Raw genomic sequence first — 24417 nt, forward strand, 5'->3', positions numbered from 1 at the left:
TCGTAATGGAGGCAAAGGCCCGAGAGGCGAAAGCCCACAGGACCAGGACGAAGCCGCCGCCGTCGGCTCCCGACGGGCTGCCGGGCCGTACCGATCAGGGCGAAGGCCGTTCACCCCTGCGCTGGATCATGCTCGGCGGGCTGCTCTTCGTCATGATGGTGCCGGTCTATCTGCTCCTCGTGAACGCGTTCAAGTCGCAGCAGGACATCCTGGACAGCCCCTTCGGCATCCCGCTGAGCAGGCTGACGCTCAAGCACCTGTCGGCCGCGGTGACCAGTCCGCAGTTCAACGTCATCGGAGGCTACGGCTTCACGCTCTTCCTCGTTGTGATGGTGGACGTGCTGTGCATCCTGCTGGCGGGGCCGGCGGCGTACGCGATCGCCCGCAGCCTGAAGAAGCGCACACAGCTGGTGATGCTGTACTTCCTGGCGGGGACGTTCATCCCGGGTGCCGCCGTGATCATTCCCGTGATCTACGTGCTCCGGGAGATCGGCCTGGCGAACACGGTGACCGGTCTGATCGCGCACGACGTCGCCTCGACGCTGCCCGTGAGCATCTTCCTGTTCGTCGGATTCATCCGCACCATCCCGGTGGACATCGACCACGCGGCGACGATCGACGGCGCGGGCAGGTACCGGACGTTCTGGACCATCATCTTCCCGCTCATGCGGCCCGCGGTCGTCACCGTCCTGATCCTCAACTCCATCGGGATCTGGAACGACTTCGTGAGCCCGCAGATCCTGCTGAGCCCGTCGTCCGGGCATTACACGGTGACCACGGCGATCTACGCGGGCATCAGCCAGTACTCGACGGACCTCACGAAGGTCTTCCCCAACCTGCTGCTCGCCATCGCCCCGGTGGTCATCTTCTTCATCTACATGCAGCGCCACATCATCAGCGGCCTCACCGTGGGCGCCGTGAAGGGCTGACCATGCCGGGCGCCCCCCTGAAGGACAGCTGAAGGACCCCAGAAGGACCGAGAAGAGGACCTGGAATGCCCATCCCCCCAGCAACTCCGGTACCACCCCTCCCACCGACGCCGGGGAGGGCACGCGGCCCGCAGCCGCGTACCCGACCGTGGCAGGCGGCCACCATGTTCGCGGCACTGTGCATGGTCATGGCCGGCGCCCACCCGGCCGCCGCCCAGGACGGGCAGACGTACTACGTGGCGACGAACGGCCAGGACACGGCGGCGGGCACCTCGGCCGCGCCGTTCCGCCACATCCAGCGCTGCGCCGACCTCATGCAGCCGGGCGACACGTGCCTGATCAACTCGGGTACGTACGAGGAGACGGTCGTACCCGCCAACTCCGGCACGGCGCAGGCGCCGATCACCTACCGGGCCGCACCCGGCGCCCAGGTGACGGTGAGCGGCGCCTCGCGGGTGACCGGCTGGCAGCCCGTCACCGCCGCCGACGTCACCGCGATCGGCCAGGGCGACCCGTACGCGCCGGACTCCGACTTCGCCGACGCCGTCGCGGCCGGACACGTCTACTCCACGGATGTGGACCTGGGCAGCGACGTGAGCACCGTGCAGGTGTTCACCGACAAGGCGATGGACGTCGAGGCCCAGTGGCCGTACCCGGGTCTCGACCCGCTGGACCCCGTGCTCCAGTACGCGGGGGCCGGAAGCGCCGACGCCACGATCGCCGACCCGGCCCAGACCCGTCCGGCGGGCTACTGGAACGGCGCACGGGCCCTCACCGGCTACTGGTACGTCTCCGCCACCGCCAAGGTGACCGGCTCGACGACCGGCTCGGTGACCCTCGACGCGGCGCCGCCGTGCGTGCACAAGGTGGTGCCGCAGGAGACGCGCTACGCGCTCGCCGGGAAGATCGGCGAACTGGCCCATCCCGGAACCTGGTTCTACGACCCCGCCGCCCATCGCCTGTACGTGTACAGCACCGACGACCCCGGCAGCCACACCATCGAGGCCAAGCGCCGCACCCTGGGCTTCGACCTGACCAACGCCAGCCACACCGCGGTGGCCGGTGTCGGCCTGTTCGCCACGACGGTCAAGACGGGCGCCACCACCACCGGCGTCACGCTCGACGGCATCAAGGGCACCTACCTGTCGCACTACACGGACATCACCAAGGGCGCGACGGACTGCGGCAGCACGGTCACCCGTGGCGTCGGCGACAGCGGCATCATCGTGGACGGCACGGGCAACAAGGTCGTGAACAGTGATCTGTCGCTGAGCGCGGGCAACGGCATCGCGCTGCGCGGACAGAACAACACCGCGAGCGACAACGTCATCCACGACGTCGACTACATGGGCACCTACGCGGCCGGTATCGCCGTGCAGGGCAACAGCCAGACCGTGACCCACAACACCATCTCCCGGGTCGGGCGCAGCGGGATCAACCTGCAGTGGAACAGCGTGGCGGGGCTCAACCCGGGCAAGGACGTCATCGCGTACAACGACATCTCGGCCTACGCCCGGCTGAGCCTGGACGTCGCCGCGGTCTACACCTGTTGCAGCGCCGACATGATGGGCACCTCCATCGACCACAACGTGCTGCACGACCCGGCGCCGAAGACGAGCTCCTCCACGTTCGGCATCTCCGGTGTCTACGCGGACAACGGTCAGAGCGACCTGGTGATCGCGAACAACGTGGGCTGGGGCAACCGCGAGGGCACGGTGATGCTCAACGGGCTCGGGACGGGCTCGCACGACAACGGCGTCTACAACAACACGGGCGGTATGACGCTGTTCTACGTGAAGGGGCCCGACCAGTCGACGGGCACGAAGATCTACAACAACATCGGGAAGATCGCCGGCATGGACGGCGCCACCGACGGCGGTCTCGTCATGTCGAACAACCTGCCCGCGGAGACCGACCCGCTCTTCGTCGACGCGGCCGCCCGGGACTACCGCCTGGCCGCGGGCTCTCCGGCCAGGAACGCGGCGATCGCGCTGCCCGGCATCAATGACGGCTCGACGGACCCGGCGCCCAGCCTGGGCGCCTACCAGTACGGCGCCCCGAAGTGGACGGCGGGCGCGCGGCGCTGACGTTCCCGCGCAAAGGGGGAAGGCCCGGACCTCTCGGTCCGGGCCTTCCCCCTTCTGCCTGCGGTACATCAGTCGCGGGCGGTGGCGGCCTTCCCGCGCGGCTTCTTCGTGGCGCGGCCGTCCGGAACCGGACCCCGGCCGGCCGCGTGGTCGGCGAACGCGATGGCCGCCCCCTCGCCGTCCCCGTCGCGCAGCAGGCTGACCAGGCGGCCGTGCTCGTCGGCCATCGCGGACCAGTCGCCGGCGAACAGCGGGTCGGAAATGGCCCGCAGGGTGCGCAGACTGGGCTCGATGACCTCCCACATCCGCTCCAGGAACGGATTTCCGGCGGCCTGGCTGACCAGTGTGTGGAACTCGATGTCGGCGTCCCTGAAGACACCCACGTCTTTGACCGTCACGGCTTTGCGCATCCGCTCGACCAGCGCGTCGAGTTCGCTCAGCTGATCCTTCGTGATGTGCTGCGCGGCGAGCTGAGCAGCGAGCCGTTCGAGCGGCTCGCGGACCTGGCGCGCGTATTCAGCGTCCTGTTCCGAGATTTCTACGACGAAATGCCCGCGACGCGGCACATGCATCAGCAGGCCCTCCCGGGCCAGCTGTTTCACCGCCTCCCGGACGGGCGCCTGGCTGACCCCGAGCCGTCGCGCGATCTCGGACTCGACCACGCGGTCGCCCGGGGCGAGGTCACCGTCGACGACGGCCTGCCGCAGCAGCTCGTACACCTGGTCGGAGATCAGGGCCTTTCGGAACCGGTCCTTGTTGGTGGCCAGTGTGGAGTCGAATCCCGCCGACGCGTTCGATGCCATGAATTCCCATTCCTGCGTTGGGGGAGGCCAGTTGGGACACTATACGCGCTCATCGCCTATCGATGGAATGCGCGTGCTTTTCCCCACTGCTTCCCCAGCCATTCCAGTTTGACGACTTCGTGGGCGGGGCCGCCACCCTCATGATCATTGAACGGGTACGCCCGTATCTCCTTGTCGGCCTGATCCACATTCCGCAGCGCGCCGTAATGGTTGAACGCCGCGTACACGGTGGAGGGCGGACAGATGTGGTCCATGAGCCCCACCGAGAACAGCGTAGGGGCGTTCGCCCGGCGCGCGAGGCTGACCGCATCGAAATAGGCCATGGTGCGGCTGACGGTCGCCGCGTGCTCTCTGCGCGACTTCACGAACTGGGCGACCTCTGCGTACGGCGGCTTGTCCGTGAGCGTCGTGGCGCGCGGGAAGTGGCAGAGGAACGGCACGTCGGGCAGGACGGCAACCAGGTCGGGGACGAGTCCCCCGGCGGCGAGCGCGATGCCGCCGCCCTGGCTGGTGCCGGCGACCGCGACGCGGGCGGGGTCGACCTCCGGGTGGCTGCGGACCGCTGCCACCGCGCGCACCGCGTCGGTGTACAGGCGCCGGTAGAAGTAGCGGCGCGGGTCGAGCACCCCGCGGGTGAGGAAGCCCGGGGCGGCGATGTCGCCGGACGCGGGGTCCGTGTCGGGGGTCTCGGAGCCCTGGCCGCGGGTGTCCATGACGAAGTGCGCGTACCCGGCGTCCGCCCACAGCCGCCACTCGTGCGGGGCCCCGCGACCGCTGTTGTAGCCGAGGTACTGGACGACAGCGGGCAGCGGTCCCGTCCGGGTCACCGGCAGATGCAGCCAGCCTCGTACGGGGCTGCCGCCGTATCCGGCGAAGGTGACGTCGAACGTGTCCATGGTGGCCAGGCCGTTGTGCACGGGGGTCCAGGTGACCGCGACGTCGTCCGGGTCCTGTTGGGCGAGTGTCTCCTGCCAGAACGCGTCGAAGTCCGCGGGTTCGGGCAGCTCTGGACGGTATTTCTCCAGCTCGTCGAGGGGCAGGTCGAAGAAAGCCATGTCGAATCTCCGCGTCGGTCGGGCCGGCGGGGCCGGCTGCGAGCCACTGTCATCGCCTATCGATCATCGAGAGAATCGAATCAGGGTGCCGCGAAGGCTGTCAACCGCGCAGCCGGTACACCCGCTCGGCGGTGGTCCGCGAGAGCTGCCGGTCCTGCGCGGGGGTGAGGTGTGCGAGTCCGGCGCGCGAGGCGGCGAGCGATCCGGCGCGGGTGCCACGCGTCAGACAGATGGGCCAGTCGGAGCCCAGCAGACAGCGCTGCGGACCGAGTGTGTCCACCACGTGCCTTACCAGGCCCGCGAGTTGACTGTCGGGAACGCCGTGCTGCTGGGTGAGCAGGCCGGAGATCTTCACATGGACGTTGGGTACCCGTGCGGCGCGTTCGAGGTCCGCGTACCACTCCCCCGGATCACCGGTGACCAGGTGCGGCGGGTTGCCCAAGTGGTCCACGACCACCGCGAGTCCGGGATGGCGTTCGGCCACTTCCGCGGCGGACCTCAAAGCACCCCGGTACAGGTTGAGTTCAAGGGCGAGCCCGGTCTCCGCCAGCACCGTGACCAGGGCACGGGCCGGCTCGGGGGTGCTCGCCCAGTCCGGTCCGCCGAGGCGCATTCCGTTGGGGCGGGTGTCGCCGGACTCGTCCAGGAGCGCGCGGAACGCGTCGGGTCCGGCTTCGCCGTGGACATGGAGGTTGCCCACGTAACCGGCGATCAGGTCCGGCCGCCTCCGGCGCAGTTCCCGCAAGGCGTACGTCTCTGCGGCATCGCCCCGTGAGGCCTCCACGAGGATCGCGCCGGCCAGGCCGAGCCCCGCCCCGGACGCGTCCAACTCGGCTTCCGCGTAAGGCCGGTGCAGTGGTGTCCCGGGGCGGATCCACGGGAACCCCTCGGCCGGGTCCCACACATGGACATGGCAGTCGATCACGATCGTCCTCCTCATATCGGCCGGGTCCGGCGTATTGACACCTCGGCCGTATGCCGGTGAGTCTAGCCATCGGCTATCGATGGGCGATTATCTGAGCCCGATGGTCCTGATGTCGGTTCGAAGGCAGGAGTCGTGAATGCGCGGGGTCGACAGGTCGAACGGGGCGCCGGCAGCGCACGGGCCGGTGCTGTACGCGGTCCGGCCGGTGACCGAGGTGCCCCGGTGGGCGCTACTCGAAAGGGAGTTGTTCGCCGCACTGGACAAGGCGTGGCGGCTGTTCTCCGACCGCTACACCGAGGACGACGGGCGGCTGGTCTTCCGTGACCGGCTCGGGGTCGGACTCGACGGCCGGGACGGCGTGGACGACTTCTACGAGCCGTTCTTCAACTGGCCGACGCTGTACCTCCTCGGCGGCAGCGCGGACCTGCTGCCCGCGGCGCGCCGGCACTGGCGCGGGGTGACAGCGCAGCTCACCGAGATGAACATGCTGGTCGACGGGTACGAGCGCGGCTACGACTGGTTCCACCAGGGCGAGGGCCTGCTGCTCTTCTACGGCCTGTGCCTGGCCGACCCGGCCGACCCGGAGCTGCGCCGACTGGCGGCGCGGTTCGCGGACCTCTACCTGCCGGACGGGCCGAACTACGACGCCGGCCACCGCATCGTGCGCGCCCCGCACAACGGTGCGGAGGGGCCCCGCTGGGGGTTCGCGGACGAGGACGCCTTCTTCCCGTGGAGCCTCGCGCTGCGCCCGTACGGTCTGCCGCTGGACGGCATCGACGGCGTCACGCACTTCGACGAGCTGGCCGCCGACCCGGAGCGGGCGCGCGCCTACGGCCGGGCGATGTGGGACCGGATGGGGCGCGGCGACACCCTGGTGAACCTGGCCGCCACCGGGCTCGCCACCAACGCGTCCCTGCTGACCGGGGACCGCCGCTACGCCGACTGGGTCGCCGCGTACACCGGCGCCTGGCAGGAGCGGCTCGCCGGGCGTGACGTGCTGCCGGACAACGTGGGGCTCGACGGAACCGTCGGCGGGCACCTGGGCGGCCGCTGGTACGGCGGCCACTACGGCTGGTCCTGGCCGCACGGACTGTCCTCCGTCGCCTCCGGCGCCCTCGTCGGCGCCACCAACGCGGCGTTCCTGACCGGCGAGCGCGGCTATCTGGACCTCGCCCGCAACCCGCTGGACGCGGTGCTGCGCCAGTCCGAGCAGCGCCGCCCGGACGAACGGGGAACGCTGGGCGAGCGCTGGGATCCGCACCTGCGGTCCATGACCGCGGAGCGGACCCTGATGGTGCCGCAGCGGCACAACGACTCCGGCTGGTTCGACCACACCGTGATGCCCACCCAGCTCCCCATGGCCCTCTGGCACTTCAGCCGCGAGGAGTCCGACCGGGAACGCCTCGAACTGCTCAGGGCCGGTTCCGGCTGGGACTGGTCGGCCGTGCACACGCAGCGCATCAAGGACGAGGCGGGCCACGAGGAGCCCTGGTACGAGTTCCTGCACGGGCGCAATCCGGACTTCCCCGAGCGGATGCTGAGCTCCGCCCTCGCGTCCAGCGCGGAGCGGGTGGCGGCGATCGAGAGCGATCCGCTGGACCCGGCCACCGGCCCCGACGCGCTGGGCATCCACCACTGGCAGCACCTCAACCCCGTGGTCACGGAGGCGCTGCTCCAGCTGACGACCGGCTCGCCGCAGATCCTCTACAACGGCGGCCTCACCCATCTGCACCTGCGCTACCACGACGCCACCGAGCGCCGCCCCGGACTGCCGTCCGACACGGCGGCGCTGGTGACGGACATCCGGCCCGGCAACACCGTGGTCGAGCTGGTGAACACCGGACCGTCGGCGCGGTCCCTGCTCGTACAGGCGGGCGCCTTCGCCGAGCACCTGATCCGGACGGCGCGCGTGGACGAGGGAGCCCCGGTGCCGGTCGACGGGCCGTACTGCCGCGTCGAACTTCCCGCCGCGACCCGCGTCCGGCTGACCCTGACCATGTCCGTGCGCGGCGCCCGTGCGGCCTGCGCGTCACCTTGGGAGACGGCGTGAGCGACGCGTTCTTCACCGGAGACCGGGGCGCGACCCGGCTGCCCTTCGAGCTGCCCCGCCTCGGCATCGGCACCGCGCCGCTCGGCGGCCTGTTCACGGAGGTGAGCGAGGAAGCGGCGGCGCGGACGCTCCGCGCGGCTGGCGACGCCGGGATCAGCTACTTCGACACCGCGCCCCGCTACGGCCACGGCCTCGCAGAGGAACGGCTCGGCCGGCTCCTGGGGCCCGCCGGGGTGAGCGAGCCGGTGCTCTCGACGAAGACCGGATGGCTGCTGCGGCCCCGGCCCGACGGCTCCCCGGGCGAGGTCGTCCCCGACTGGTCGGAGCGCGGCATCCGCGCCTCCCTGGAGTCGAGCCTGACCCGCCTCGGCCGCTCCCACATCGACATCCTCTATCTGCACGACCCGGACAACTTCCTCGACGAGGTGCGGCGCACCGCGTATCCGGCGGTACGGCGGCTGCGCGAGGAGGGGCTGGTGCGGGCCATCGGCTTCGGCATGAACCACAGCGCGCCGATGGCGGCCCACGTCGCGGAGTACGACGTCGACGTCGTGCTGATCGCGGGCCGGTTCACCCTGCTGGACCACGAGGCGCTGGGAACCCTGCTGCCGCTGTGCGCCAAGACCGGCACCGCGGTGGTCGTCGGCGGCGTGTTCAACACGGGGCTGCTCGCGGACCCCTCCCCCGGCGCCATGTTCAACTACCGCCCGGTCCCCGAGGAGACCCTCGCCCGAGCCCGGCGCTGCCACGAGCTGTGCGCCGCCCACGACGTGCCGCTGACGGCGGCCGCCGTGCAGTTCCCCGCCCTCCACCCGGCCGTCACCTCGGTCGTCCTCGGCTGCCGGTCCGCCGACGAGGTCACGGCGAACGTGGCCGCCGCACGCTTCCCCGTACCCGCCGAGCTGTGGCGGTCCCTGGCCGACGAGGGCTTCGTACCGCGGGAGCTCGTCCCGTAACGGGCCGGCGGCGGACCGCCGCACACCCCCTCTCCCCTCGTATCCCGTCGCGTTCCACAGAGGAGTCCCCTACCGTGCGCGAAGAAGAGACCCGGCACGACATCGTCGTCGTCGGTGGCGGGCTGGCGGGCGTCTGCGCGGCCGTCGCCGCGGCCCGGCTCGGGCGCCGTGTCGCCCTGATTCACAACCGCCCCGTCCTGGGCGGCAACTCCAGCAGCGAGGTGCGGGTCTGGGTATGCGGGGCCACCGCACACGGGGTGCACCGGTGGGCGCGCGAGAGCGGCATCATGGGCGAGCTGTACACCGAGAACCAGTACCGCAACCCGGAGGGCAACCCGTACTACTGGGACCAGGTCGTCCTGGACGCGGTCCTCGCCGAGCCCCTGCTCGACCTGTACCTGAACACCGACGTCCGCGAGGCCGAGGCGGACGGCCCGGCCGACGCGCGCAAGGTGCACAGCTGCACGGGCTGGATGATGGGCTCGGAGCGTCGCATCACCTTCCGGGCGGAGCAGTTCCTCGACTGCACGGGCGACGGGCTGCTGGGTCATCTGGCCGGGGCCCGCTACCGCATCGGCCGTGAGGCGCGCGCCGAGCACGCGGAGCCGTGGGCGCCGGAGGAGGCCGACGACGCGCTGCTCGGCTCCACGATCCTCTTCCACACCAAGGACGCCGGACACCCGGTCAAGTTCGTGGCGCCCGCGTACGCCCGCGACCTCGCCGCCACCCCGATCCCGCGCAACCGGGTGCTGCGCACGGGCGACAACGGCTGCGACTACTGGTGGATCGAGTGGGGCGGGGAGCTGGACACCGTCCACGACAACGAGCGCATCCGCGACGAACTCCAGGGGGTCGTGCTCGGGATCTGGGACCACATCAAGAACTCCGGCGAATTCCCCGACGCGGAGAACCTCACCCTGGAGTGGGTCGGCAGCCTCCCCGGCAAACGCGAGTACCGGCGCTTCGTCGGCGACCACGTCCTGACCCAGCAGGACATCCTGGAGCAGCGGTCCTTCGAGGACCGGGTCGCGTTCGGCGGCTGGTCGGTCGACCTGCATCCGGTCCAGGGCATGTACGCGGACGAGCCGGGTGCCCGCCAGCGGTACGCGGACGGCGTCTTCCACATCCCGCTGCGCTGCCTGTACTCGGTGAACGTGTCGAACCTGCTGTTCGCCGGGCGGAACATCTCCGCGACGCACATCGCGTTCGGCGCGACCCGGGTGATGGCGACCTGCGCCACGCTCGGCGAGGCCGCGGGGACGGCTGCGGCCCTGTGTGTCGGCACCGGGCTGTCCCCGCGCGAACTGGCCCTGAAGGAGCCGGAGTCCGTGCGGCGCACGCTGCTCCGGCAGGACGCCTCCGTCATCGGGATCGCCGACGACGACCCCGGCAACCTGGCGCTCGGCGCGGTGGCCACGGCCTCCTGCCACCTGTCCCGGCTGGCGGCCGAGCCGACCGCCGCGGAGCCCGGTGAGCGGTACCCGCTCGACCGGGACCTCGCGCTGCTCCTGCCGGCGGATCCCTCCGTGGAGGCGGTCGACCTGCTCGTCCACGGCGACTCCGCACCGGCGGAACTCACCGTCGAGCTGTGGGACACCGGGCGCCCCGAGAACGCCGTGCCCCAGGGACACCTCACGACGACCACGGTGGCGGTGCCGCCCGGCGGACCGCACTGGGTCACCGCGCGCTTCGGCCACCGACCGCCGGCCGCGCACAATGCCGTGGTCATCGTGCGCGCCCTCCCCGGAGCCGCTCTGGTCCTCGTGCCGCACCGCACCGACGGGGTGCTCGCGCTGCGCCGCAGGGCCGAGGGGGACGCGGCGGTCGACCACGACATCCCGGAGGAGGAGGGGCAGGCCGTGCTGGAGTGGCAGGCCCGCGGCCTGCGCCGCCACACGTTCTGCTTCCGGCTCTCCCCCGACACCCGGGCCTTCACCCCCGCCCAGGCGGTCGGCGGATTCCAACGCCCTTACGGCGGACCGAACATGTGGTCCTCCGACACACTGCCCGGCGCGGGTACGGACACCACCTGGCTGCGGCTGGACTGGGACCGGGAGCAGACGCTCACCGAGGTACGTGTGGTCTTCGACGACGACGTCGACGAGTACCTCAACAACCTGCACAGGCACCGCACCCCGTTCGAGGTGATGCCGGAGCTCGTACGCGCCTATCGCGTACAGGCGCTGGCACCGGACGGGACCTGGGCCACGCTGGTCGCGGAGGCGGCGAACCGGCGCCGCCACCGCGTGCACCGGCTCGCCGCCCCGGTCGGCACCCGTGCGCTGCGCCTGGTGGTCGACGCGACACACGGCGCACCACGCGCACATGTGGGCGCGCTCAAGGCGTACGGCGAGGCCCGCTGAGCCATTCGTGCACGGCGAGGGCGGTCGTGCGGGAGTGTTCCTCCAGTACGGTGAAGTGGTCGCCGGGCACGGTGACTTCGGTGTGCGGCAGGGTCCAGCCGGCCGCCGGCTCGATGCCCGGCAGCGGGTCCCCGGCGCGGACGAAGAGCGTGGGTGCCGACAGCTCCGCCGGTTCCCAGCCGGAGAACCGCTCCAGATATCCGGCCATCGCCGTGAGCCGGTCGGATTCGGCCGAGGCGAACCGGGCGGCCTTGTCGAGCATTCCGACGGTCATCGCGGAGAGAGCGGGCCCGTCCTCGGCTCTGCTTCCGCTGTCGCCGGGGAAGGTGTCGATCAGGACCACGCCGGACGGGCCGGTACCCGTGCGTTCCAGGTGCTCGGCGACGGCGTGTGCCACCCAGCCCCCGGCCGAGCGTCCCAGCAGTGCGAACGGCTCGCCGTCCGCGCACGCGAGGACGGCGGCGGCCTGCGCGGAGACGAAGGCCTCCAGTGTGGCGGGCATCGCCTCGTGCGGCAGGAATCCCGGGTTCGGCAGCACAGAGGCGTGCCGCCGGCCCTGGAGGGTCAGCCCGAACCGGGCGTACTCGTGCGGGCCCGACAGCGCGCTGAGTGCCGGGAAGCAGATCAGCCGGGGCAGGGCGGGCCCGGTGGCGACGGTGACGGGCGCGGGCGGGGTTGCGAGGGCTTCCGCGCTGTCGAAGACCTCGCGGAAGCGGGAGGCGATCGTCAGCAGTGCCATGCCGTCCCAGGCCCTGCCCCGTGCGCAGGCCGTGCGGAAGAGGGCGGACAGTGAGTCGGCGCCGCCGCCGGGTGCCGTGCTCCCGGTCGGTTCCCCGCCCGTCGCACCGGCCGGTGTCGCGGGCGCGGTGGCGGGTGTCCGCGGGGCAGTCCGGGAGAACTGCTCCGCCAGGTGGGCGGCGACCGCACGCGGTGTGGGGTGGTCGAACAGGAGCGTGACCGGCAGGGCCAGCCCCGTCATCTTCGCGAGCCGGTTACGCAGTTCGACCGCGGCCAGTGAATCGAGGCCCAGCTCCGCCAGTGGCCGGTCCGCCTCGACCGCGGACTCCCCCTCGGTGTAGCCGAGTGCGGCCGCGGCCTCCTTCCGTACTTCCGACAGGAGCAGTGCGCCGTGTTCGCCGGAGGGCGTGGCGACCAGCCGTTCCGGCAGGGAATCGCCGCCCCGCGGCTCCGGGAGGGCCCTGCGGACGGGCCGGTGGCCGGGCATGCGGGAGAGCGGCGCCCCGGGGGTGGCGCTCGTCTCCGGGTTCAGCCGGGCCGCGACCAGGACCGCGTCCCGGCTGCCGACGGCGGTGTCGAAGAGCGCGAGGCCTTCTTCGGTCCGCAGCGGGACGAGGCCGGTACGGGCCATCCGGCGCAGGTCCGCGCCGCGCAGTTCCGCGGTCATTCCGCCGCTCTGGCGCCAGGGGCCCCAGACGAGGGAGGTGCCGGGCAGGCCGATGCTCCCGCGGTGCTGTGCCAGCGCGTCCAGGAAGGAGTTCGCCGCCGCGTAGTTGCCCTGGCCGCCCGATCCGAACACCCCCGCCACCGAGGAGAACAGGGCGAAGACGGCCAGGTCGCTGCCCCGGGTCAACTCGTGCAGAGCGAGCGCCGCGTCCACCTTCGGCCGCAGCACACGGTCCAGGCGCTCCGGGGTGAGCGCCGGGATCACGCCGTCGTCCAGCACGCCCGCGGTGTGCACCACACCGGTCAGCGGATGCCTGTCCGGGACGTCCGCGAGGAGAGCGGCGAGCGCGGTGCGGTCGGCGACGTCGCACGCGGCCACCGTCACCTCGGCACCCAGCTCGGCCAGTTCCGCGCTCAGTTCGGCGACGCCGGGCGCGTCGGCGCCGCGCCGGCCGACGAGCAGCAGGTGGCGTACGCCGTGCTCGGCCACGAGGTGGCGGGCGAAGGAGACGCCGAGGGAGCCCGCGCCTCCGGTGATCAGGACGGTCCCCTCGGGATCCAGCCGGCGCGGCGGTCCTTCGTCCGCCGCCGTCCGGGGGGCCGGTACCAGTTCGGGTACGTACGCGACTCCGTCCCGCAGGACCGTCTGCGGTTCCGGGCTCGCCAAGGCCCGCGCCAGGGCTTGTGCGGATGCGGGGCTGTCGTCGGTGTCGACGAGTGCGAAACGGCCGGGGTTCTCCGTCTGGGCCGAGCGGATCAGGCCCCATACCGGCGCGCAGACGAGAGTGTCGTCGCCCGTCGCGGCGCGGCCGTCCGCCTCCGCCCCTGTGACGACGGCGCCCGAAGTGACGACGACCAGACGGGAGTCGGCCAGGCGTTCGTCGGCCAGCCAGTCCTGGACGAGCCGCAGCGCCCATCCGGCGGTGCGGTGCGCGGCCGCCGCGCGGTCCGCCCCGTCCGTCCCGGTGAGCGGCGGGGTGGCGATGACGACGGCCGGTGCGTCGGCGCCCGCGGAGGCGACGTCCGGGTACGCCGTGGGCCCGACGTCCGACCGCAGGAGTGTCTCGCGCAGTCGCGGGCCGGGCTCGCCCAGGAGACCCCAGGTGGCCTGCGCGGTGGATGCGGCGGCGGGCGCGGGCAGGGGTGTCCAGTCCAGCCGGAACAGGCAGTCGTCGTGCGCCCGGACCGCGTTCAGCTGTTCGCGGGGCAGTGGTCGCAGGATCAGTGAGCGCACCGTGGCCACCGGGGTTCCGGAGCCGTCGGCCAGCTCCAGCCGTGCCCCGTTCTCCGCCGTCGGGGAGACCCGCACCCGCAGCCGTCGGGCACCGGAGGCGTGGAGCCGTACACCGCTCCAGGCGAACGGCAGGGACACCCCGCTGTCGTCCGGCGCGGCTCCCGCGAGCATCAGGGTGTGCAGCGCGGAGTCCAGCAGGGCCGGATGCAGGGTGAACCGGCCGGCGTCGCTGTGTTCCCCCGGCGGGAGCGAGACCTCGGCCAGGATGTCGTCGCCCAGCCGCCAGGCGGCCCGCAGGCCCTGGAAGGCCGGGCCGTAGCGGAGCCCGCCGTGGGCCAGCCGGTCGTAGAAGTCCTCGCCGGACTCCGCGTCGAGCGGCAGCGGGACGGCGCCCTCGGGCGGCCACGGGCCGGGCGCGGCCGGTGGCTCCGGCAGTTCCTGGGGCGCGAGGGTCCCGGAGGCGTGGCGGGTCCAGGGCCCGTCGTACCCGGGGGTGTGCGGCCGGGCGTGGAAGGCAACGGCCCGCCTGCCGTGCGCGTCCGGCCGTGCCACCTTCACCTGGAGCTCGACCGTTCCGTCGCGGGGCAGCGACAGGGCCGCGGTCAGGGTGAGTTCCTCCAGGACGGGGGCTCCCACCCGGTCTCCCGCGTGGACCGCCATGTCCACGAACGCCGTCGCGGGCAGCAGCACGGCGCCCAGCACCACGTGGCCGGCCAGCCAGGGATGGCCGCCGAGCGACAGCGGACCGGTCAGCAGCAGACCGTCGTCGTCGGCTGTCGACGTGGCGGAGCGCAGGAACGGATGGGACGCGGTGTCCAACTCCGCCGTGGCTTCCGGCCGGTCGGCTTCGAGCCAGTACCGCCCGCGCTGGAAGGCGTACCTGGGCAGTTCCGTACGGCGTGCGCCGCGTCCGGCGAAGACCGCGTGCCAGTCGATGCGCACACCCTGGGCGTGCAGTGCGGCGGCGGTGTTGAGCAGCGCCTCGGCTTCCGGCCGGCGCCCGCGCAGGGTGGGGACGGCCAGCGGCTCCGGCGCGGCCGCGTCCGTCGTCGGCGCGGGCGCGAAGGTGTCACCGGACAGGCAGTCACGCACCATGCCGCAGAGCACGCCGTCCGGACCGAGTTCCACGAAGTGGGTCGCGCCGCGCTCCCGCAGGAGCCGCACCGAGTCCGCGAACCGGACCGGACGGCGTACGTGGTCCACCCAGTGGCCCGGCGAGCTGAGTTCCGCGTCCGTGGCGGGCCGGTCCGTCACCGCGCTCACCAGGGGAACCACGGGCCGGGAGTAGCCGATCCCCCGGGCCACCTGTGCGAACGCGTCCAGCATGGGTTCCATGCGTACGGAGTGGAAGGCGTGGCTCACCCGCAGCCGCGTGGTCTCGCGGCCCTGCCCGCGCCAGTGCGCCATGGCATCGAGCACCGCGGTCTCGTCGCCGGAGAGGACCACCGAGCTGCCGTTCAGCGCCGCGATGTCCACGTTCCCCTGCCGGCCGGCCAGGTACGCGGCGATCTCCTTCTCCTCCGCCCGCACCGCGGCCATCGCCCCGCCCTCGGGCAGTCCGTCCATCAGACGGCCCCGTGCCGCGACCAGTGTGCAGGCGTCGGGGAGGGAGAGCACCCCGGCGGCGTGTGCGGCCGCCAGCTCTCCCACGGAGTGCCCCGCCACGAGGTCCGGGCGTACGCCCCAGGACTCCAGCAGCCTGAACAGCGCCACTTCCAGGGCGAAGAGCGCGGGCTGCGCGTACCGAGTGGTGTGCAGCAGGCCCTCTCCCTCCGGTCCTTCCGCGTCCGCGCCCGCGTCCGTGAACACCACCTCCCGCAGCGGCTTGGGGAGCAGCGGATCCAGCAGGGCGCAGGTCTCGTCGAAGGAGCGGGCGTAGACGGGATGGGTCTCGTACAGTTCCCGGCCCATTCCGGCGCGCTGGCTGCCCTGACCGGTGAACAGGAAGACGACCGGGCCCGCCGGGCGGGGGCCGCCGGTGCTCACTCCCGGTCGCTGCCGCCCTTCGGCGACGGCGTCGAGGGCGGCGAGCAGCCCGTCCCGCTCTGCGGCCACCACCACCGCGCGGTGCTCGAAGGCGGCGCGGGTCGTGGCCAGGGAGAATCCGAGGTCCAGCAGGCTCGTACCGGGGCGGGCGGCCACTTCGGCGCGCAGCCGTCGGGCCTGTGCCCGGAGCCCGTCGGCGCTCCTCGACGACAGCGGGAACGGCACGGCCCGCCCCGGGGTCTCCCGTCCGGCCGGGAGGCCGCTGTCCGGGGACTGCCGGTCCTCCTCCGGCGCCTGTTCGAGTACCACGTGGGCGTTGGTCCCGCTGATCCCGAAGGACGACACGCCCGCCCGCCGGGGGCGGCCGGTCCGGGGCCACGGCACCGGGCGGGTCAGCAGTGACACCGCCCCGGAGGACCAGTCCACCCTCGGGGTCGGCTCGTCGGCGTGCAGCGTACGGGGCAGCACCCCGTGCTCCATCGCCTGGACCATCTTGATCACGGCGGCCATGCCCGCCGCGGCCTGAGTGTGCCCGAGGTTCGACTTGACCGAGCCCAGCCACAGCGGGTTCTCCCTCGGCCCCGACCGCCCGTAGGCCGCGAGGAAGGCCTCCGCCTCGATGACGTCGCCGAGCCGGGTGCCGGTGCCGTGCGCCTCGACGGCGTCGATCTCGGCGGGCTCCAGCCGCGCGTCGGCCAGGGCCTGCCGGATCACCCGTTGCTGGGCCGGTCCGTGCGGTGCGGTCAGGCCGTTGCTCGCGCCGTCCTGGTTCACCGCGGAGCCGCGTACCACGGCCAGTACCCGGTACCCGGCCCGCCGGGCCTCGGACAGCCGGGTCACCAGCACCATTCCGGCGCCCTCCGCCCACCCGGTGCCGTCGGCTGACGCGGCGAACGCCTTGCAGCGGCCGTCGGCGGCCAGCGCGCGCTGTCTGCTGAACTCCACGAAGGAGTTGGGCCCCGACATGACCGTGACGCCACCGGCCAGTGCGAGCGCGCACTCGCCCCTGCGCAGCGTCTGGGCCGCCAGGTGCAGGGCCACCAACGACGACGAGCACGCCGTGTCCACGGTGATCGCGGGCCCTTCCAGGCCGAGGGTGTAGGCGATGCGCCCGGAGGCGACGCTACCCGCGTTCCCGATGCCGAGGTGGCCCTCGACCTGCTCCGGTGTGCGGGCGAACCGGTCGGCGTAGTCGCTGTACATCAGCCCGGCGTACACGCCCGTGGGTGTCCCTCGCACCGAGCCGGGGTCGATTCCGGCATGTTCGAAGGCTTCCCAGGCGACTTCGAGGAGCAGCCGGTGCTGCGGGTCCATCGCCAGGGCCTCGCGGGGCGAGATGCCGAAGAACGCCGGGTCGAAACGGTCCACCCCGGACAGGAAGCCGCCCTCACGCACGTACGTCCGGCCGACCTTCCCGGGGTCCGGGTCGAACAGCCCGTCGATGTCCCATCCCCGGTCGGTGGGGAACGGGGTGATGGCGTCGGTCCCGTCGTCGACGAGCCGCCACAGGTCCTGCGGGGACTCCACACCGCCCGGAAAGCGGCACGCCATCCCGACGATCACCACGGGGTCGTCGTCCGTGCCGTCCGCGTGTGTACGGGCGGACGCGTCGCCTGCCTGTTCGCCGGTGAGCCGCGCCCCGAGGTGGGCGGCCATCTCCCGTGCGGTGGGGAACTCGAAGGCGGCGGCCTCGGAGAGGGTGAGGCCGGTCGCCGCCGAGAGGCGGCCGGCCAGCACGGTCGACGTCAGCGAGTCGAGGCCCAGGTCGCGGAAGGCGGTCCCCGGTTCCACCTCCTCGACGGCGCAGCCCAGTACGGCGGCGACCTCGCCCCGCACCAGAGCCGGCAGATCCACCGCTCCTGCCCCCGGGGGCGAGGTGGTGCCCACCGCCTCCTCCAGGGGCCTGGCCGGCAGCTCTGTGAGCGCGTACCTCCTGGTCTTCCCGGAGGCGGTGCGCGGGATGCCCGCCACCTCGTAGAGGGCGGCGGGGACCTTGAACGGTGACAGGTGCTCACGGCAGGCGGCCAGGACCGCTCGCCTGTCGAGCGAGCCGGGCGTCCGCGGCACGAGGTAGGCGACCGGCACCTCACCGAGTACGTCGTCGGGCCGGCCGGCCACGGCGGCGTCCTTGATCCCCGGCAGGGACAGCAGCACCGCCTCCACCTCGGAGGGGTGGATGTTCTCGGCGGCGCGGATGATCAGCTCGCTGACCCGGCCCGTGATGGTGACCTCGCCGTCGCCGTCGATCCGGGCGAGGTCGCCGGTGCGGTACCAACCGTCGCGCAGGACCTCCGCGGTGTCTTCGGGCCGGCCGTGGTACCCGGCCATGACCCCGGGCCCGGAGACCCACAGCTCGCCCTCCCCCGAGGCCTCGCCGTTGCTCGCGCTGCCGTCGCCGACACGTGCCCGGGTGCCCGGGAGGACCCGGCCGCACGAGCCCGCCGGACGGGCGGCGCCGGGCACCGGCATGGTGACGGGCCCCGCCTCCGTGCTCCCGTAGTGCTCAAGGAACGGGACCCCGCACGTCTCCTCGAAGTCCCGCCGGAAGGCGGGCGCCGCTGCCACGCCTCCGCTGACACAGCCACGGAGCGCCGGGGCCCCCAGCCCTTCGTCGCGTACGGCGTCGAGGAGCTTGCCGTACGTCGTCGGCACACCGGCGAGCAGGGTGAACGGGTCGTCCGTCCGGCGCAGTTCAGCCAGTACGTCCGGCACGGAGAACCTCGGCAGGAGGACGGCGGACGCCCCGGTCGCGGCCACCCCGATGACGCAGAGGATCTGGCCCATGGCGTGGTGGAGGGGCAGCGGCCAGAGCAGCCGGTCGTCGGACGACATGCCGAGGACGCCGACGAGACCGGCGTCCACGGTCGACAGGCGGTTGCGCTGGGTGGACAGCACGCCCTTGGGGCTGCCGGTCGAGCCGGAGGTGTAGAGCAGCCATGCCGCCTCGTCGAGCCCGAGGTCGTCCGGAGCGGGGACCGATGGTTCGGTGGCGGCCAGGTCCTCGTAGCAGAACGTGCCGGCGGTATCGGCCGCCGCGCCGTCGCCTCCCGCGTGGACGAGCACCACGGTCAGGTCAGGGCGTTTTGCCAGGAGCGGCCGCAGCGTGCCCAGATGAGGCCGGTCGGTGAAGACGACCCGGGCTCCGCTGTCGTCCAGCATGTGGGCGAGCTCGGCCCGGGTGCTCCGCGAGTCCATCGGCACGCCGACCGCGCCCGCTCTGGTGACGGCGAGAACGCTCTCCACGGCTTCGACGCGGTTTCCGAGGAAGATCGCCGCCCGCTCACCGTGCGGCAGTCCGAGTCCGGTGAGCCCGCCGGCCAGTCGGCCGGTCCGCGACTCCAGCTCCGCGTAGGTCACCCGGGACTCGGAGTCCTGGAAGGCGACCTTGGAGCCGATACCGCGCGCGTGCTCCCTGAGCAGCTCGGACAGTGGCCGGATCGGGGCTACGCGTGAAGTCACCGGGACGAACACATCCTCTTCGGGCGGTAGTTGATGTTGGTCCAGTATGGATCGGCAGTCGGGTGAACCCGTCACCCTTTCGAACCAGGCGTGTTGGCGGGTCGCGGCGGTCGGAGCGCCCGGTGGCCGGCGCTTTCCCGTCCGTGCCGCTCCGGTACCTGTTCCGCTTCCCTCGGTTCGGACCGATGCTGACCCTTTTCGCAGCGGCCTACAGCGGATCCGCGTCTGCTGCCGCTGTCCAGCACAACTACCGCATCGCAGCGTCGACTTGTCTGTCGATTCCCTCGCGAACGGCCTCGGGCTTCGCCGCTCCGCTGCCCGCGACAGTTGCCGCTGGAGCTGACGCCGCCGCCCGGAGTGGCGGCGTTGGTGCGTGCCGCTGCCGGTCAGTCGCGGCGCTCGCGCTCCTGCTCCAGGAGGGCGTCGAGGTCGCGGAGCCTGTCCAGACCTCGCACCGCCCAAGTCATCCGCGCGTTGCGCTCGAACCGGTCACGGTGGCGGTGCAGGAGGTTCCAGTATCCGGCGGTGAAGGGGCAGGCGTCCTCGCCGACCCGTACGGACGGGTTGTACCGGCAGGGGCCGCAGAGGTCGCTCATCCGGTCGATGTAGGCGCCCCCGGACGTATAGGGCTTGGTGGTCATGCGGCCCCCGTCGGCGTACTGCGACATGCCCACCACGTTCGGGACCATGACCCAGTCGTAGCCGTCGACGAAGCTGCGGTGGAACCAGTCGGTGACGGCCCGGGGATCCCAGCCCCGTTGGAGGGCGAAGCCGCCGAGGATCATCAGGCGGGGAATGTGGTGGGTCCAGCCTGTCGTCCTGACCTGTTCCAGGACGTGGGAGAGGCAGTTCGCCCCGGTGCCTTCCGGAGACAGGTCCGTGAACCAGCCGGGCAGTGGCTCGTGGTGACGCAGGAGGTTGCTCGCGCGGTACTTTTCGTCGAAGTACCAATAGACGTGCCAGACGAACTCGCGCCACCCGGCGATCTGCCGCACGAACCCCTCGGCACTGTTGAGCGGCACACCGCCCGACCGCCATCCGGCCTCCGCCCGCTCGACGCATTCGGCGGGGTCGAGCAGCCCGAGGTTGAGCGACGTGGACAGCAGACTGTGGCTCATCGTCGGGTCCCCGGCCAGAACCGCGTCCTCGTACTCCCCGAACGTGGCGAGCCGGTGCTCCACGAAGCGGCGGAGTGCGGCGAGCGCCTCCCGGCGCGTGGCCGGGAACACGCGTGGTGCGTCATCGCCGACGAACTCCACGTCCCCGTCCCGCGACCACCGGTCCAGGTCGGACCGCACCTCGTCGTCGATCTCGCTCTCCCGGGGCCGGTACGGCGCCGGGACGCCCAGCTCGGTGACGCCGCGAGGCGGGGGCTGCCGGTTGTCGTGGTCCAGGTTCCAGCGCCCGCCGGCGGGCCGGTCGCCCTCCATCAGCAGATCGTGCGTCCGGCGGACCCACCGGTAGAAGTCCTCCTGACGGAGCTGCTTCGAGGCGCGGCTGTCCGCCCAGGTCTTGAAGTCGTCGTGGCTCACGAGGAAGCCGCGCGCCGGCAGAACCCGCACCGAGGGCAGCCCGCGCACGAAGGCGTGGGCCGCACGGGATGTGGGGTGGTGGACGGTCACCCGGGCGTCGCCCACCGCCTCGCGCAGTCCCTGCCGGTAGGTATCCGCCTTGACGTACCGCACCCGGTCGCCGAGCTCCGCTGCCCGATGGCGCATCGCCGAAAGGAGCAGGTGCGCCTTGGCGCGATGGAAGCGCCTCCTGCGGAGGACGTTCCGGGACTCGATCATCAGCAGCGGCGCGTTCCGGTGCGGGCCGCCGTTCGCCGGGTCGATGAAATGCGGGCCGAGCTGATCACCGAACAGCCAGTGGGGCGTGCCGGATTCTTCCTTGCCCATGCCGAACGCTCCCTTGAAGGACTGCTGCCCGGCCCATGACACGCGGTGCCCGCCGGACCGGTCCGCACCGCGCGCTTCCCCCAAAGATCAAAGCGCACGACGGCGCGGGACGTGGGCCGCACACGCCGTCGCCCGTACCACCGGCTCCGTTATGCCCGCATCGACTTACCAAGCGCATTTCCTTCCATACGGTGACATCATGTCGTCGAACCGCATGCGTCAGCCGCGTATGACCATTTCCGAAGCCGCCGATCCGCAGGAGTTCCCGTGTCGGACCGAAAGCCCGTCCTGAGCGGCCGTACAGCCGTGGTGACCGGAGCCGCGCGTGGCCTCGGTGCGGCCGTCGCCCGCGAACTGTCGGAGCGAGGCGTCCGCCTGGCCCTGCTCGGCCTGGAGGGGGACGAGCTCGCCCGGACCGCCGCAGGACTGCCCACGGAGTCACTTCACTTGCACGTGGACGTCACCGACGACGACGCGATGGTCCGCGTCGCCGAAGAGGTGGGCCGTCGTCTGGGTCCCGTATCGGTCGTCGTCGGCAATGCCGGGGTGGCGGAAGGAGGCCCTTTCGTCGACTCCGACCCGGACACCTGGCGACGCGTGATCGAGGTCAATCTCGTGGGCAGCGCGATCACGGCACGGACGTTCCTGCCACAACTGCTCCGCACCCGAGGTCACTACCAGCAGATCGCCTCGCTCGCGTCCATCGGCGCCGCGCCGATGATGAGTGCGTACTGCGCCTCCAAGGCGGGCGTGGAGTCGTTCTCCCACTCCCTGCGCGCCGAACTGGCCCCCCGCGGGGTGAGCGTGGGCATCGCGTATCTGAACTGGATCGACACCGACATGATCCGGGACGCCGACCAGCACCGCGTGCTGCGCGAGCTCCGGGCCCATATGCCCCCACCGGCGCGCAGGACCTACGCCCCCGAGTACGTGGCCCGTCTCGTGGTCGGCGCGGTCGAACGGCGGGCGCCATCCGTATATGTGCCCGGGTGGCTCCGGGGTGTCCAGGCGGTGCGAGGCGGTCTGCCGGGGCTGGTCTCGCTGCTGACACGCCGGGAGCTGACGCGGTCGCAGTTCGAAGCGACGGGACTGCTGGGGGCCGGCGGACGCGCGGCGGAGGGATTCGGGCCGACGCACGCCTGACACCCGGGCTCACCTTCGTGGCCGGTCCGCCGCGGCTCACCGGCCACGAAGGCGGCGCACAGAACGCGGGCCGCGCAGCGCGGCCCGCGCGGCGTTCGCGCCGGGGGCCCCATGAACCCCACCGCCGGGGTGTGCGGAGGCTGAGGCGAGGTAGAGGCCCTTCACCGGCGTCTCGGGCCGCCCGGTACCCGGAGTCGGCCGGAACACCAGTTGCTGGTGGGCGGCAGCGGTCCCGCCGTTGATCGCGCCGCCGTGCAGATTGGCGTCCATGGATTCAAGGGTGGGCGGTGCGAGGATGCGCCGGGAGGCGATGAGGGAACGGAATCCGGGGGCCCGCCGTTCCACCTCGGCCTCCATGCGGTCTGCCATCGCTTCCTGTTCTCGGCTGTCCCACCGCCCCGTCAGGTCGTCCTCACCTGCGTCCCCCTTGATCAGGTGCGGGACATGGGTGTAGGCCCACGCCGATTCGGTGCCGGCCGGTGAACGGGTGGCGTCGGCCGTGGTCATCTGCCCGACGAGGAGGAAGGGGTGGTCGGGAACCCGGCCCGTCGCGATCTGCGCGGCGAAGCGGGTGAGCCCGTCGACGCCGTCGGCCAAGTGGATGGTGCCCGCCGAGCCGGCCTCAGCGGCGGTCCAGGGCACGCGGCCGGTCAGTGCCCAGTCGACCTTGAACGTCGCGTAGTCCCACTGGAACCCGTGCAGGTCCTTCAGCAGCCGGTCGGGGAGATACCGCGCGTCGACCAGTTCGCCGTAGAGCGCGGGCGCGGACACATCGGCCAGCACCGCACGGGACGCCGGTACGGACTCCCCTTCCGCTGTGCGTACGCCGACGGCTCGTCCGCCGCGTACGACGATCTCGTCGACACGCTTCCCGCAACGGACCACGCCTCCGTGCCGCTCCAGCCGCCGTACCAGAGCGGCGGTGAGCGCGCCGGCGCCTCCGGCCGGCACCGGAAATCCGTAGGTCTGTCCGAGCATGGACATCAGCCACCCGAAGCCCCCGCTGCCCGCCGCTTCGGGGCCGAGGTCCGCGTGCAGCGCGTTGCCCGCGAGCAGGAGCCTGGCGGCCTCGCCACGAAACTGCTCCTCCCCCAGACGACGGACGGGCAGCAAAAGCGTCCGTGCCAGACGCAGACCACCGGCCGCCCGGAGCCTGGCCGCCAGGCGCACGGCGGGCCGCACCGGCGGGAAAGGGGTGAACAGTGCGCGCAGAAGGTCCGGGCCCAGGCGGCTCCACGTGCCGTACAGGTCGAGCCAAGCGGCACCGTCGCCCGCGGCGAACATGTCCAGGCCCTCCGCCGTCTCCTCGGCTCCACGTTCGAGCAGCGCGCAGCGGCCGTCCGGCAGCGGATGTGCCAGGACGCGCGGGGCACGGCTCCAGCTGAGCCCTTCAGCACGCAGGTCCAGCCCCGCCAGTACCGGGGAGGCGGCGGCCAGCGGGTAGAAGGCACTGAACAGGTCGCTCACGTAGTCGGGATGGACGCCCCGGTCACTACGGACCGCGCCGCCCGGCTCCGGCTGCGCCTCAAGTACCTCCACGGTCCATCCCGCGTCGACAAGAAGGTTCGCCGCCACGAGACCGTTGGGCCCCGCGCCGACCACCACCGCGTCAGGCATCGATACCTCCACGTGCTCGCCGTTCCGGGAGACCTGGGCGGGCGTCAGCCGACCTTGTGCATGCTCTGCGAGGCTGTCTCGACCGTGTCGGCCAGTCGGGCGAGCATGCTGCGGTGGCGTAGTTGGATCAGCGCGTCCGCTGCTGTGTTGTGCAGCTTCCCGGCCGGTCCGCGCAGCGGGTGTTCATCAATGGTCACCAGGGCGTTGTCACCCCACGGCCGGACTTCCAGGGCGATCCGGGCCGTGCCGAGCCACCCGCTGTCGACCTCCAGCTCCAGCACTCCGGGAGGCTCGCAGCGCCGAACGACGGTGCTTCCGGCCACCGACCACGGGCCGACCCGAACGGTGTACGTGATGCTGGAGCCGACCTGCGGCCACTCTCCGCCCTCAGGACGCGATTCGGACGTCCCCACCACCCAGTCCGCGTACCGCGTCCCGTCGGCCAGAACCGCCCAGACATCGTCCACGGGGCTTTCGATCAATCGATGTCGTACGGCCATCGGTCCTC

The 24417-nt window shown here is 72.2% G+C and carries 13 protein-coding genes; 6 read left to right on the forward strand and 7 right to left on the reverse strand.

Translation table 11 applies throughout. The features are described from left to right. Positions 1-5 precede the first annotated feature (5 nt). Both ACFVQ0_RS00365 and ACFVQ0_RS00370 read left to right on the forward strand, forming a co-directional pair. Positions 6-929 carry a carbohydrate ABC transporter permease gene (locus tag ACFVQ0_RS00365; RefSeq protein WP_390083059.1) on the forward strand — a complete coding sequence of 308 codons (924 nt, stop codon included), beginning with the start codon at positions 6-8 and terminating at the stop codon, positions 927-929. Positions 930-1093: 164 nt separating this feature from the next. After that, entirely contained in the window at positions 1094-3016 is a 1923-nt protein-coding gene (locus tag ACFVQ0_RS00370) for a right-handed parallel beta-helix repeat-containing protein (RefSeq protein WP_390083061.1), read from the forward strand. 68 nt (positions 3017-3084) lie between these two features. Here the strand turns inward: ACFVQ0_RS00370 and ACFVQ0_RS00375 are convergent, their stop codons facing one another. The 3 genes from ACFVQ0_RS00375 to ACFVQ0_RS00385 all read right to left on the reverse strand — a co-directional run bounded on the left by ACFVQ0_RS00375 (position 3085) and on the right by ACFVQ0_RS00385 (position 5799). Further along, positions 3085-3819 carry a GntR family transcriptional regulator gene (locus ACFVQ0_RS00375; protein ID WP_390083063.1) on the reverse strand — a complete coding sequence of 245 codons (735 nt, stop codon included), beginning with the start codon at positions 3817-3819 and terminating at the stop codon, positions 3085-3087. Positions 3820-3875: 56 nt separating this feature from the next. Further along, the gene (locus ACFVQ0_RS00380; RefSeq protein ID WP_390083065.1) at positions 3876-4874 is read right to left on the reverse strand and encodes an acetylxylan esterase; all 999 of its coding nucleotides are present in this window, start codon (positions 4872-4874) and stop codon (positions 3876-3878) included. A gap of 100 nt (positions 4875-4974) precedes the next feature. Next, positions 4975-5799: an amidohydrolase family protein gene (locus tag ACFVQ0_RS00385; RefSeq protein WP_390083067.1), complete on the reverse strand. Its 825-nt coding sequence runs from the start codon at positions 5797-5799 to the stop codon at positions 4975-4977. Positions 5800-5935: 136 nt separating this feature from the next. Between ACFVQ0_RS00385 and ACFVQ0_RS00390 the strand changes: the two genes are divergently transcribed. The 3 genes from ACFVQ0_RS00390 (at position 5936) to ACFVQ0_RS00400 (ending at position 11168) form a co-directional block, all read left to right on the forward strand. Then, a complete protein-coding gene (locus tag ACFVQ0_RS00390) occupies positions 5936-7849 on the forward strand; it encodes a hypothetical protein (RefSeq protein ID WP_390083069.1) in 1914 nt (637 codons plus the stop codon). Next, entirely contained in the window at positions 7846-8805 is a 960-nt protein-coding gene (locus tag ACFVQ0_RS00395) for an aldo/keto reductase (RefSeq protein WP_390083071.1), read from the forward strand. The genes ACFVQ0_RS00390 and ACFVQ0_RS00395 overlap by 4 nt, the downstream gene beginning before the upstream one ends. A 74-nt stretch (positions 8806-8879) precedes the next feature. Further along, positions 8880-11168, forward strand: coding sequence for an FAD-dependent oxidoreductase (locus ACFVQ0_RS00400; RefSeq protein WP_390083073.1), 2289 nt, complete (start codon positions 8880-8882; stop codon positions 11166-11168). Here the strand turns inward: ACFVQ0_RS00400 and ACFVQ0_RS00405 are convergent. Then, positions 11143-19251, reverse strand: coding sequence for a type I polyketide synthase (locus ACFVQ0_RS00405; protein WP_390083075.1), 8109 nt, complete (start codon positions 19249-19251; stop codon positions 11143-11145). The genes ACFVQ0_RS00400 and ACFVQ0_RS00405 overlap by 26 nt on opposite strands. 386 nt (positions 19252-19637) lie before the next feature. Further along, positions 19638-21149, reverse strand: a complete 1512-nt coding sequence (locus ACFVQ0_RS00410; RefSeq protein WP_390083077.1) for a cryptochrome/photolyase family protein — start codon at positions 21147-21149, stop codon at positions 19638-19640. Positions 21150-21416: 267 nt separating this feature from the next. Between ACFVQ0_RS00410 and ACFVQ0_RS00415 the strand changes: the two genes are divergently transcribed. Continuing rightward, complete coding sequence (locus tag ACFVQ0_RS00415; protein ID WP_390083079.1) at positions 21417-22292, forward strand: SDR family oxidoreductase; 876 nt, start codon at positions 21417-21419, stop codon at positions 22290-22292. Positions 22293-22328: 36 nt separating this feature from the next. Here ACFVQ0_RS00415 and ACFVQ0_RS00420 read toward each other — a convergent pair whose 3' ends face one another. Continuing rightward, positions 22329-23909 (reverse strand): phytoene desaturase family protein, encoded by a 1581-nt coding sequence (locus ACFVQ0_RS00420; protein WP_390083081.1) that lies wholly within the window; start codon positions 23907-23909, stop codon positions 22329-22331. 44 nt (positions 23910-23953) lie between these two features. Next, complete coding sequence (locus ACFVQ0_RS00425; protein WP_390083083.1) at positions 23954-24409, reverse strand: SRPBCC family protein; 456 nt, start codon at positions 24407-24409, stop codon at positions 23954-23956. Positions 24410-24417: the final 8 nt, after the last annotated feature.

Source organism: Streptomyces sp. NPDC057900 (assembly GCF_042887885.1).
GTDB lineage: Bacteria > Actinomycetota > Actinomycetes > Streptomycetales > Streptomycetaceae > Streptomyces.